Consider the following 12,349-nt stretch of genomic DNA (forward strand, 5'->3'; position numbering starts at 1 on the left):
CCGCTGAACCCGCCCCCACGGCCTTTGGCTGGCTGCGCAATCCATTCGCCGCCAAGCCGCCCGAAGTGGAAACACCGCCAGCCGCGGTGCCCCAGCCGCCGGCCGCCGTACCCGTTCCTGCGCCCGCCCCGGCCCCCGCCGGGCGCGCGGGCTGGCTCGACCGCCTCAAGTCCGGCCTGCGCAAGACGGGCAGCAGCATCGCCACCGTCTTCACCGGCACGCAGATCGACGACGCGCTGTATGAAGAGCTGGAAGAAGCCCTGCTGATGGCCGACACCGGCGTGAAGGCCACCACGCACCTGCTGGCCGACCTGAAACGCCGCGTGAAGGAAGCCAAGGCCACGGAGCCCGCCGCCGTCAAGGCCCTGCTGGCCGACGCGCTGGCCGACCTGCTGCGCCCGCTGGAGAAGCCGCTGGTCATCGGCCGCCACACGCCCACCGTCATCATGGTGGCGGGGGTGAACGGCGCGGGCAAGACCACCTCCATCGGCAAGCTCACGCGCCACCTGGTGGGCGAAGGCGCGACCGTGCTGCTGGCAGCGGCCGACACCTTCCGCGCGGCGGCGCGCGAGCAGTTGGGCGTGTGGGCCGACCGCAACACGGTGGAGATCGTCAGCCAGGACGGCGGCGACCCGGCCGCCGTGAGCTTCGATGCCGTCACCGCAGGCAAGGCGCGCGGCAAGGACGTGGTGCTGGTGGACACGGCAGGCCGCCTGCCCACGCAACTGCACCTGATGGAAGAGCTGAAGAAGATCCGCCGCGTGATCGCCAAGGCGGATTCCACGGCCCCGCACGAGGTGCTGCTGGTCATCGACGGCAACACCGGCCAGAACGCGCTGGCCCAGGTGCGTGCCTTCGACGACGCGCTCTCGCTCACGGGCCTTGTCGTCACCAAGCTCGACGGCACGGCCAAGGGTGGCGTGCTGGCCGCCATTGCGCAGGAGCGGCCCATACCCGTCTATTTCATCGGCGTGGGTGAGCAGCTCGAAGACCTGGAAACCTTCAGCGCGCGCGAGTTCGCGCAGGCGCTGTTAACCTAGCGGCGGTTCCTACACACCACCCCAAGGCCCCCTAGTGCTGTACATCGAACTCGTCAAAGGTGTCGCGCTGCTGCTGGCGCTGTGCTATCTGTACGGCTTCAACGTGCGGTACTGGCAGGGGCGCTCACTGGTGAGGCAGGTGTTCTCGGGCCTGATCTTCGGCGGCATCTGCGTGGTGGGCATGCTGGCGCCCGCCGTGATCGCGCCGGGCGTCTTCATCGACCCGCGCTCGGTGGTGCTGGGCATGGCGGGGCTGTTCGGCGGGCCGGTGGTGGCTGCCATCGCGGCGGCCATGGCCCTTGCCACGCGGCTGTGGCTGGGCGGCGCGGGGGCCGCCACCAGCGCACAGGTGATCCTGATGTGTACCCTGGCCGGGCTGGCCTACCGCCAGGCCCGCGCACGCGGGCTGCTGGACGTGGGGCCGGGTACGCTGGCAGTCTTCGGGCTGCTGCTGCACGTGGGCATGCTGGGGCTGCTGCAATGGCTGCCCGCCGACGTGGTGCGCCATATCAACCAGAACGTGGCCTGGCCCATGCTGGTCACGTTCACCATCGCCACCGTGCTGCTGGGCCTGCTGCTGCGCGGCGTGGAGCAGCGGCTGGAAACCGACCGCGCCCTGCGGCGCACGGCGGCGCGGCTGCACGCCATCACGCAGGCCATCCCGGACCTGCTGCTGGTGATCGACGACGAGGGCCGCTACGTGGATGCGCTGTCGTCCAACGAGACGCTGCCGACCGGCGACGCCCGGGGCCTGGTCGGCAAGCGCATGCACGAGGTGCTGCCCACGCCGGTGGCCGACCGCCTGCTGGCGCTGGTCGGCGAGGCACTGCGCTCCGGCCACGCGCACGGCATCGAATACGAGCTGCAGTTGCACGGCACGACGCACCACTTCGATGCCCGCATGCTGCGCATGGAGACCACTGCGGACGAGCGCCCCGCCGTGGTCTTCCTGGCGCGCAACGTCACCGAGCACAAGCTGTCGGAAAGCGCGCTGCGCGAGTCGGAGCTGCGCTTTCGCACCGTGCTGCGCGACATCCCGTCCATCTCGGTGCAGGGCTACCGCCAGGACGGCACCACCACGTACTGGAACCGCGCGTCCGAGCGCATCTACGGCTACACCGCCGACGAGGCACTGGGCCGCAACCTGCTGGACCTGATCATCCCGCCGCCCATGCACGACGGGGTGCGCGGGGCCATCGCCCACATGTTCGCCACCGGCGAGGTGATCCCGGCGGACGAGCTGCAGCTGCAGCACAAGGACGGCACGCCCGTCCACGTCTTCTCCAGCCACGCCTTCGTCCACGTGCCCGGCCACCCGCCGGAGATGTTCTGCATCGACATCGACATCTCGGGCCGCAAGGCCGCCGAGGAAGAAGCCCACCACCTGGCCTTCCACGACGCGCTCACCGGCCTGCCCAACCGCCGCCTGCTGGTGGACCGGCTGCGCCAGACACTGGCCAGCGGTGCGCGCGCGGGCCATACCACGGCGGTGCTGTTCCTGGACCTGGACAACTTCAAGACCCTCAACGACACCCAGGGCCACGAGGTGGGCGACTTGCTGCTGCGCGAAGCCGCCCTGCGCCTTTGCGTCGGCGTGCGCGCGCAGGACACCGTGGCGCGCCTGGGCGGCGACGAGTTCGTGATCGTGCTTCAGCGCCTCGGCCCCGGCCCGCACGAGGCCGCTGCCCAGGCCCGCGCGCTGTGCGAGCGCTTCCTGGACAGCCTGCGCCAGCCCTACGAACTGGCGGGCCGCACCTACCACGGCACGGCCAGCATTGGCGTGACACTGCTGGACCGGATGCCCGACTCGATCGACGAGGTGCTCAAGCAGGCCGACATGGCGATGTACCGCGCCAAGGACGCCGGGCGCAACACCCTGCGCTTCTTCGACCCCGACATGCAGCAGACCGTGAACCGGCGCGCGCAACTGGAGACGGAGCTGCACACCGGCCTGCGGCAGGCGCAGTTCCACCTGCTGTACCAGCCCCAGGTGGACAGCCAGGGCCGCGTGACCGGCGCCGAGGCCCTGGTGCGCTGGCGGCACCCCGCGCGCGGCATGGTGTCGCCAGTGGAATTCATCCCGCTGGCGGAAGAATCGGGCCTGATCCTGCCGCTGGGCCACTGGGTGATGGAAACCGCCCTGCGCCAACAGGCCCGCTGGCGGCAGGACCCGGCCCTGGCCCACCTGTCGCTGGCCATCAACGTGAGCGCGCGCCAGTTCCTGCACGATGACTTCGTGGCGCAGGTGCTGGAGCTTTTGCGCAACACCGGCGCCAACCCCGCGCAGATCAAGCTGGAGCTGACCGAAAGCCTGCTGCTGCGCAACGTGGACAGCGCCATCGCCACCATGCGCGCGCTGCGCTCGCACGGCCTGGGGCTGTCGCTGGACGACTTCGGCACGGGCTACTCGTCGCTGTCCTACCTCAAGCGCCTGCCGCTGGACCAGATCAAGATCGACCAGGCGTTCGTGCGCGACGCGCTGCAGGCGCCCAGCGACGCCGCCATCGCCCGCGCCATCATCACGCTGGCGGACAGCCTGGGCCTGGACGTGGTGGCCGAGGGCGTGGAGACCGCCGAGCACCACCAGTTCCTGCTGGCGCACGGCTGCCGCGCCTTCCAGGGCTACCTGTTCGGGCGACCGCTGGCGCTGGAAGACTTCGAGCAGATGGCGCGGCGGTAGCCGCCCGCCAGTTCCCGCACTGCCCGTCAGGCGGCGGGCACGGCCATCGCCCCGCCGTGCAGCGCGTCCCCCGCGCAGCGCACGGTGTTGCGGCCCGCTTCCTTGGCGCGGTAGAGCGCCTTGTCGGCCCGGTTGACCAGGTCCTCGAAGTCCGAGCGCGGGCCCTGGGTACACAGCGTCGCCACGCCGATGCTCACCGTGACCGACAGGCGCGCGCCTTCGTCGTTGACCGGTACGCGCAGCGCCGCCACCTCCAGGCGCAGCGACTCGGCCATGCACAGGGCGCTGGGCCCGTCCGTCTCGGGCAGGACGATGACGAACTCCTCGCCGCCGAAGCGCGCCACGATGTCCACGCCGCTGCGGCTGCGCGCCGCGCACGCGTCCGCCACGGCGCAGATCACGCGATCGCCCGCGAGGTGGCCCCACACGTCGTTGACGGGCTTGAACAGGTCGATGTCCAGGATCAGCAGCGACACCGGGTGATTGAACCGCGCCGCGCGCAGGCATTCGTTGGCGCCCAGCTCCATCAGCGTGCGCCGGTTGGCCAGGCCGGTGAGCGCGTCGTGGGCGGCCAGGCGCTCCAGCGCGGCGTTGAGCTGCTGCAGCAGGCGGTTTTGCTCGGTGAGCTGGCGGTTGACCTGGGCGATCTCGTCCTCGCGGCGCTTGCGGTCGTCGATGTTGAAGGTGACGCCGATGAACCGCCGCCCCCGCGCGCCACCCTGCGCCGGGCCGCCGCTCTGGCCGTGGCCGTCCATGATGCGACCGTAGTTGGCGAACCAGATCCATGCGCCGCTCTTGGCGCGCAGCCGGAACTCGCAGCGGTATTGCGGCGTGACGCCGCTCAGGTGGTCGTTCACGGCCTGCTGCACCCGCTCCACGTCGTCGGGGTGGAACAGGCTGTAGATGTCCTGCACTACGGAAGCCGTTTCGGCCTCGGTGAAGCCCAGCTCCAGGAAGGTCTTGGTCGCCTTGCGCGTGACCTTGCCGGTGACGAGGTCGTTCTCCCACAGGTCCAGCCCCGCAGCCTCCAGCGCCAGTTCCAGCCGTTCCTTGTTCAAGTCCTCTTCACGCATGGCGGTTCGCTGTGCCGGAGGCTCCGTCATGCAGGGGGCATGCCGCCGGCATAGCCGATGTCGCGCAGCAGCGCGGCGAACGAGGCCAACACGCCGGGCGTGTTGTAGAGCTGGGGGGCGGTGCGCACGAAGATCACGCTCACCATGTTACCCGTGCTGCGGCCCGTCGCGGGGTCGAAATACCGGGCCAGGTCGTCGCTCGCGTTGGAGAACCCCCGCCCGGTGCTTTCGGAGTAGTAGCAGATCGAATCGGGCGCGATGATGTCGGGGGTGGTGCTCGACGCCGAGTACATGATCAGGTTCTCGTTGAGGTTGTACAGGTAGTGCGTTTCGGTGCTGCGGGCGGGGTCCTGCGCATTGTCCAGCCGGATGATGCCGGAGTCCAGCGACGCGCTGGACGTGGACTGCGTGACCGCGGTGATGTAGAAGTTGGTGAGCACCGGGCGCGCGGTGCGGCCCGTGATGTCCTGGATGCCCGCCGCCACCGCCGCCGTGGACAGCGGCGCGGCGGACTCCAGCATCCGCTGGCCCAGCGCGCGCGCCTGCTCCAGCGTGCCCGGGATGTAGCTGCCGGACAGCGCGTACCCGTTGCCCGCGTTCGACGGCCACATGGCGATGCCCGCGTACCCGCCAAAGCCGCCGACGACCCCGCCCGCCAGGGTCTCCACGCGCGCGGCGGTGGACGCGCCCAACACGGCCGATTCCACCTCGGCAGGACTTGGCGCATCGCTCGCCAGCGCCGCTGGGCACGGCGCCAGCGCCGGTTTGCCGGTGAAGGTGGTCTGGGGCAGCTCGGGCACGGCCCGGCCCGCGCCGTCGCCGTTGACCACCCAGATGCCGCCCGACATGGCGGCGCCGATGAGCGGCACCAGCGAGTTGATCGGCCCGATCTCCACGGGAATGAAGGCGCCCGTGCGCATGCCGGTGGCGGCCTGCAACGCGGCCACGGTGTTGTTGACGCAGTTGCGCACCGCCGAGAGGGTCAGGCCGTCCGCCGCGTCGGGCGAACCCATGATGGCGAGCACGCAGGCATCGGTGGCGCCGTCATAGTCGCGCACGGTCACGGTGCCGCGCCAGCCCAGGTAGTTCAGCTCCTGCAGGATGGCGCAGGCGTCGTGGTAGCTGCCCCCGCCGCCGCTGGCCAGGACGGCCGCCCCGGCCGCGATGGCCTGGAAATCGTTGAACCCATAGGAATAGACATTGCCCACCTGCGCATCCCCCCGCCTTGCTGGATGAACGGCACGATACGCGGGCCCGGGTGAAAGTCAATCGGCGCCATCCGGCGCGGTGTTGGCGCGCTGGCCTGCGGCGGCGCCATGGCCTATGCTGTGCGCCGTATCGTCTCTCATCACCGCCTCACCATGAGTTCCCCCGACAAAAACGCCACCTACGGCACCGAAGACCTGCTCATCAGCCTGTGCAACTCCGTCACGCGGGTGCTGGGCGTGGCGACGCACAGCCAGATCCACTACTCGGGCATGGTGCAGCGCATCAGCAAGACCTGCCTGCGGCCTGACATCGGCTGCTTCGTGCTGTTCGACGGTGGGTTCTCGGGGCTGGTCATCATCAACTTCTCGGCCCAGTCGGCCATGGAGCTGTACGAGCGCTACCTGCTGAACATGGGCATGTCGCGCGACGACCTGGCCACGTCCTATACGTCCGACGAGGTCGCCAACGTGATGGGCGAGCTGATGAACCAGGTGGCGGGCGACTTCACGAGCAAGATCCGCCGCGAGCTGCAGACCCACATCACGCAGAACCAGCCCAAGATGCTGGTGCTGAACAAGCAGGTGCAACTGAGCGTGGACGCCAACCTGGACAAGCCCGAGGCGCGGCGCGTGACCTTCTACACCAGCAACAACAACATCTTCTACCTGGAGCTGGCGATCGACCGCACGGAGTTCATCAAGCTCTACGACTTCGAGGCGCAGGAAGCGCCCGACCCCGATGCGCTGATGGCCGAATCGCAGGCCGCCCCCTCCGTCCCTGCCCCACCGCCGCCTGGCGGGCAGGACGACACGGAGGCGCTGCTCCGGTCGCTGGGGATGTAGTTTTACTCAAAAATGATAGCTGCTGGCGCTTGCTGCATAAGCGCTGGAGGCATTTTTTATCTAAAAACTTAGCGCGGCAGCTCGTCCCCCGCCTGCGGCGGCACGTCTGGCACCTGCGCCAGTGCCTCGGCAAAAGCTGCATCGCTGGCGCGGCGGGCGCGTTCGATCAGGTAGTCCTCGGCCCCCAGCGCGGCCAGCTTTTCGGCCAGCGCCGTGGCAAGAAGCTGGTTCAGCGAAGTGCCCTCGCGCTCGGCATAGAGGCGGGCATTGCGGTGCAGGGAATCGGGCAGGCGCACGCTCAGGGTGGTCATGGATGCACTCCGTCAAGCAGGTTCAGGAATTGGCCGGGGGTGACGATGGCCAGACCGGCAAAACGGCCCTGGGCAAAGTCTTTCAGGTTGTGGGTGACGAGGTAGCGCGCCTGGGCGTTCACGGCGGCTTCCAGCACCATGTCGTCTTTGGGGTCGCGCAGTTGCGGTCGCCATAGAAAGTGAATGGGCTGGTGCAGGCTCTCGCGGCAGACCATGTCCAGCACGGCCTCGACCGCCGACGCAGATACGGGAACCCGTCCCGGTCGGGACAGCACATCGGCATATTCCATCATCAGCGGAACGCTGACGACGGGCTGGAATTGCTGCTTCGGCAGGCGCGACAGCAGCGCAAACGACGCGCCTTGGCGCGAGCGCAAGGCCGCGACGAGCACGTTGGTGTCCAGCACTGCCCTAGGATTCATGGTATTACAGACAGTACCACATTTTGCACCAAAGAGTACCCTACCCTTCAAACTGCGGGTGCAACTGCCGTATCCGCCCCAACGCCATCGCCGCTGCAGCCGTGCGCGTCTCCACGCCCAGCTTGGCGTGGATGCGCTCCAGGTGCTTCTTCACCGTGGCGGGGCTGGCACCCAGGATGTCGGCGATGTCGCGGTTGATCTTGCCCTTGACCACCCAGTACAGCACCTCGGCCTCGCGGGCGGTGAGCTTGAAGGCGAGGGCCATGGATTCGATGATCTTCGCGTCGGAGACTTCGCGCATCACGATCAGCCAGTCGCCACCGCCCTCGCTGTCGCCCGCCTGCTGGTGCAGGCGCAGCGTGAGGCGGCGCGCGCCGTGTTCGATGGCAAGGCGCGGCGGGTCGATGACCGAGGGGGTTGCGCCGATGACGTGGCGGCGCAGCCAGGTTTGCACGGCTTCGGGCACATAGGGCGCGGCGTCGCCAAAGTAGGCGTGCAGCAGCTCGCGCGCCAGCGGGGTCTGCCAGGTGATGCGGCCATCGGCTGCGCGCACGGTGATGCTGGCGTAGCCGAAGGCGTCCAGCGCGTTGCGGGCTTCGGTGGCCTGGGTTGCGTCCTGCCGTGCCTTGCGCGCCGCGCCCAGGTGGACGCCCATGCGGGCCATGACTTCGCGGGGCTTGATGGGCTTGGTGACGTAGTCGATGCCGCCTGCCTCCAGCGCCGCGACGAGGTGTTCCGTCTCGGTCAGGCCGGTCATGAAGATGATGGGAATGTGGGCGGTGGCGGGCGTGGCTTTCAGGCGGCGGGCGACCTCGAAGCCGTCCATGCCGGGCATCATGGCGTCGAGCAAAACGATGTCGGGCAGGGCTTGCGCGGCGCGCTGCAAGGCGGCCTCGCCGTGGGTTGCCACCAGCACGGTGTAGCCGGACTCGTCGAGGGCGTCGTGCAGCACGGCGAGGTTGTCGGGCACGTCGTCCACGATGAGAACCACGTCGCTGTCGGTGCGGTCAAGGATGGGGGTCATGTTTCAAGCACTCGGGCCATGGCGTCGAACTGGAATTCGCGGGCCATCTGCCGCATGGCGCGCACGAAGTCGGCGTGGGCGGGGTGGGTACGCTCTATGGCGTCCAGCGCGTTGAGAATGCCGCGGTAGTAGCCCAAGGACACGGCTTGGCGCAAGGGGGTCAATGTCGCTTCGTCGGGAACGGTCATGGGGGTTTCGGCGGGCGGGGGGGCGGGTTCTGCGTCGTGCAGCCATTGCAGGTTGAGGCGGCGCTCCAGCCAGTTCAACAACTCGCTGTGGCGCACGGGCTTGACGAAGAAATCCTGGGGGCTGATGCCCACATCGTTGTCCAGCGCCTTGTCGAAGGCGTTGGCCGAGACGATGGCGCATTGCACATCCGGCAGGTTCATCCGCCGCAGGGTTTCCCAGCCGTCGATGCCGGGCATTGCCAAGTCCATGAACACGGCATGGGGGCGGTAGCCTGCGGCCAGCAAGTCCAGCGCGTCGTGGCCGCTGGCGGCCTGGCGCAATTCAAAACCCAGCGGCTCCAGCAGGTGTACCAGCAGTTCGCGGTCAGGTTCCTCGTTGTCCACCACCAGAATGCGGCGGCGCTCGCCTGCGTAGCCACGGCGCTGCGCGGTGACGGCTTTGGGCGGCACATCGGCATGCACCTCGGGCAGAAAGAGCTTGACGTGGAAGGCCGCGCCCTTGCCGGGTTGACTGGTGACGGAAAGTTCGCCGCCCATCAGCGCGGTGAGCATCTTGGCAATGGTCAGGCCCAGGCCCGCGCCGGGGGCTGCGGCAGCGCCTGCGCGGGTGAAGGGCTCGAAGATGCGGTCGATTTCGTCGGCGCTCAGGCCCGGCCCGGTGTCCTCCACGTCGATGCGCGCCATCTCCCGCGCATAGCGCACGCGCAGCGTGACGGTGCCTTGCGTGGTGAACTTGACAGCGTTGCCCAGCAGGTTGATGAGGATCTGGCGCAAGCGCTTGTCGTCGGCACGCACGACTTCGGGGATGGTGCCTTGCACGTCGAACTGGAAGGCGAGGCCCTTGGCTGCGGCTTGCAGTTCAAACAGCGCGGCGATTTCGTGCAGGCCATCGGCAAAGCGCATGGGGGCCACATCCAGCGCGAGCTTGCCGGATTCGATGCGGGCAATGTCCAGCGTGCCTTCAATCAGCGACAGCAAATGCTCGCCCCCACGCCGAATCACATGCACCGCCTGCTTGCGGTGCGGCGGCACGGCGGGGTCTTCGCCCATCAACTGCGCGTAGCCCAGGATGGAATTGAGCGGCGTGCGTATCTCATGGCTGATGGCGCTGATGTAGCGGCTCTTGGCCTGGTTGGCCGCCTCGGCCGCCTGCTGCGCCTGCTCGGCCACGCGGCGCGCCGTTTGCAGCGCGGCATCGGTCTGGCGGTGCAGCGCGATCTCGCGCACCAGCAGGCCCGTCTGGCGGTTGGATTCCTCTTGCGCCACCTGCCGCGTCTTGTGCGCCAGCACCAGCCACCATGCGACGATGCCGGAGATGACCAGCAGCGCCAGGTACGCCTTCAGCAAGCCCGAGCGCAGCGCCGCGTGCGCGACCTCGTGCAATTCGCCCGTGCCCAGTTCCTGGTGGTACAGCAGCCCCATCACGGCGGCCAGCAGCGGCGCGATGACGAGCATGAGCAGCAGGAAGTGCGACAGCCCCGTGTCCAGATACCGCCACACCGCGCGCGGCAGCACCCAGCGCAATGCCGCCGACCACTGCACGGCCATGCTCGCATCGGGCTTGCACAGGTCGCCGCAGCGCGCATCCAGCGTGCAGCACAGCGAGCAGATGGCGCCCCGGTAGGCGGGGCACTGGGCCATGTCGGGCGCCTCGTACTCGCGCTCGCAGATCACGCAGCGCTGCGTGCCGTGCGAAGGTGCTGCAGGGCGGGCGATGTAGTAGCGCCCCTTCGTCATCCACGCAATCAGCGGCGCTGTGACAAAGGCCACGGCCATGGCGATCACCGCCGAGAACGCCTGCGCCAGTGGCCCGAACAGCCCCAGGTGCGCGCTGATGGACACGACAGAAGCCAGCGCCATGGCCCCCACGCCCACGGGGTTGATGTCATACAAATGCGCCCGCTTGAACTCGATGCCCTTGGGCGACAGGCCCAGCGGCTTGTTCACCACCAGGTCGGCCACCACGGCCATGATCCACGCGATGGCGATGTTGGAGTACAGCCCCAGCACCTCGCCCATGGCGCGGAACACGTTCATCTCCATCAGCATGAAGGCGATCAGCGTGTTGAACACCACCCACACCACGCGCCCCGGGTGGCTGTGCGTAAGGCGCGAGAAGAAGTTGCTCCACGCCAGCGAGCCCGCGTAGGCGTTGGTCACGTTGATCTTCATCTGCGACACCACCACGAACAGCGCCGTGGCCGCCACCGCCCAGCCGTAGCGCGGGAACACGTATTCATACGCCGCCAGGTACATCTGGTTGGGGTCCACCGCCCGCTCCACCGGCACCATGTGCGTGATGGCCAGGTAGGCCAGCAGCGCGCCGCCCAGCATCTTGACCACGCCCAGCACCACCCAGCCCGGCCCGCCCGCCAGCACGCCCAGCCACCAGCGCCAGCGCGTGGCGGGCGTGCGCGCGGGCATGAAGCGCAGGTAGTCCGCCTGCTCCCCCATCTGGGTGATGAGCGCAATGCCCACGGTGAGCGCCGCACCAAACAAGGGCATGCTGAATTGCGCGCGCTGACCGGATTCACCGCCGTAGTGCATGACGCCCTCGAACGCACCAGGATCGCGCATGAGCACGTAGGCGAACGGCACCACCAGCATCACCAGCCACAGCGGCTGCGTCCACACCTGCAGGCGGCTGATGGCCGACACGCCGTGCGTGACCAGCGGAATCACCACGATGGCGCAGATGAGGTAGCCCCAGGTGGGCGGGATGTCCAGCGCCAGCTCCAGCGCATAGGCCATGACCGCAGCTTCAAGCGCAAAGAAGATGAAGGTGAACGATGCGTAGATCAGCGAGGTGAGCGTGGAGCCGATGTAGCCAAAGCCCGCGCCGCGCGTGAGCAGGTCCATATCGACGCCGTAGCGCGCCGCATACACGCTGATCGGCAGCCCCGCCAGGAAGATGATGAGCCCCGTCGCCACGATGGCCCAGAAGGCGTTGATAAAGCCGTACTGCACCAGCAGCGTCGCGCCCACGGCTTCGAGGATGAGGAACGAGGCCGCGCCGAACGCGGTGTTCGCCACACGGAATGAAGACCACTTGCGAAAGCGCTGCGGCGTGTAGCGCAGGGCATAGTCCTCCATGGTCTCCGTCGCCACCCAACTGTTGTAGTCGCGGCGCACCTTGACCACCTGCTGGGGCGGCGCGGCATCGGTGGGCGTGGGCTGGGCGGACATGCCCCTTGCTGGTGCAGATTCCATGCCCGCAGGCACGGGGTTTGCGTATGAAAACCCCATGGAACTCACTCCGCGTGAAAAAGACAAGCTCCTGATCTTCACCGCCGCCCTGCTGGCCGAGCGCCGCCAGGCCCGGGGCCTGAAGCTCAACTACCCCGAGGCCGTGGCCCTCATCAGCGCCGCCGTGATGGAAGGCGCGCGCGACGGCAAGACCGTGGCCGAGCTGATGAGCGAAGGCCGCGCCATGCTCACCCGCGCCGACGTGATGGACGGCGTGGCCGAGATGATCCCGGACATCCAGGTGGAAGCCACCTTCCCCGACGGCACCAAGCTCGTTACCGTACACCAACCCATCGTCTGACCGGAGACCCGCC

The 12,349-nt window shown here is 68.5% G+C and carries 10 protein-coding genes; 4 read left to right on the forward strand and 6 right to left on the reverse strand.

The features are described 5' to 3' along the window. Both ftsY and QM569_RS15605 read left to right on the forward strand, forming a co-directional pair. A partial coding sequence (gene ftsY, locus QM569_RS15600; RefSeq protein ID WP_414988157.1) for a signal recognition particle-docking protein FtsY occupies positions 1-1,040 on the forward strand: 1,040 nt, incomplete at its 5' end. 37 nt (positions 1,041-1,077) lie between these two features. Then, positions 1,078-3,720 carry an EAL domain-containing protein gene (locus QM569_RS15605; protein ID WP_414988206.1) on the forward strand — a complete coding sequence of 881 codons (2,643 nt, stop codon included), beginning with the start codon at positions 1,078-1,080 and terminating at the stop codon, positions 3,718-3,720. Positions 3,721-3,746: 26 nt separating this feature from the next. Here QM569_RS15605 and QM569_RS15610 read toward each other — a convergent pair whose 3' ends face one another. Together QM569_RS15610 and QM569_RS15615 are read right to left on the reverse strand one after the other, a co-directional pair. Then, positions 3,747-4,793, reverse strand: coding sequence for a diguanylate cyclase (locus QM569_RS15610; RefSeq protein ID WP_414988158.1), 1,047 nt, complete (start codon positions 4,791-4,793; stop codon positions 3,747-3,749). Between the two features lie 26 nt (positions 4,794-4,819). Next, complete coding sequence (locus QM569_RS15615) at positions 4,820-6,001, reverse strand: DUF917 family protein (protein ID WP_414988159.1); 1,182 nt, start codon at positions 5,999-6,001, stop codon at positions 4,820-4,822. 153 nt (positions 6,002-6,154) lie between these two features. On the opposite strand from QM569_RS15615, the gene QM569_RS15620 reads away from it, so the two are divergent. Next, on the forward strand, positions 6,155-6,844 hold the full coding sequence (locus QM569_RS15620) for a DUF3334 family protein (RefSeq protein WP_414988160.1): 690 nt from the start codon (positions 6,155-6,157) through the stop codon (positions 6,842-6,844). 68 nt (positions 6,845-6,912) lie between these two features. Here the strand turns inward: QM569_RS15620 and QM569_RS15625 are convergent, their stop codons facing one another. The 4 genes from QM569_RS15625 to QM569_RS15640 are packed head-to-tail and all read right to left on the reverse strand — an operon-like array spanning position 6,913 to position 11,975. Further along, positions 6,913-7,155 (reverse strand): toxin-antitoxin system HicB family antitoxin, encoded by a 243-nt coding sequence (locus tag QM569_RS15625; RefSeq protein WP_414988161.1) that lies wholly within the window; start codon positions 7,153-7,155, stop codon positions 6,913-6,915. After that, entirely contained in the window at positions 7,152-7,577 is a 426-nt protein-coding gene (locus QM569_RS15630) for a putative toxin-antitoxin system toxin component, PIN family (RefSeq protein ID WP_414988162.1), read from the reverse strand. Before QM569_RS15630 ends, QM569_RS15625 begins: the two co-directional genes overlap by 4 nt. A gap of 40 nt (positions 7,578-7,617) precedes the next feature. Then, positions 7,618-8,601, reverse strand: coding sequence for a response regulator (locus QM569_RS15635; protein ID WP_414988163.1), 984 nt, complete (start codon positions 8,599-8,601; stop codon positions 7,618-7,620). Further along, positions 8,598-11,975 carry an ATP-binding protein gene (locus tag QM569_RS15640; RefSeq protein WP_414988164.1) on the reverse strand — a complete coding sequence of 1,126 codons (3,378 nt, stop codon included), beginning with the start codon at positions 11,973-11,975 and terminating at the stop codon, positions 8,598-8,600. Before QM569_RS15640 ends, QM569_RS15635 begins: the two co-directional genes overlap by 4 nt. 58 nt (positions 11,976-12,033) lie before the next feature. On the opposite strand from QM569_RS15640, the gene QM569_RS15645 reads away from it, so the two are divergent. Next, on the forward strand, positions 12,034-12,336 hold the full coding sequence (locus tag QM569_RS15645) for an urease subunit gamma (RefSeq protein ID WP_414988165.1): 303 nt from the start codon (positions 12,034-12,036) through the stop codon (positions 12,334-12,336). Positions 12,337-12,349 lie beyond the last annotated feature (13 nt).

Origin of the sequence: Acidovorax sp. (genome assembly GCF_047607405.1) — a bacterium.
Taxonomy (GTDB): domain Bacteria; phylum Pseudomonadota; class Gammaproteobacteria; order Burkholderiales; family Burkholderiaceae_C; genus Acidovorax.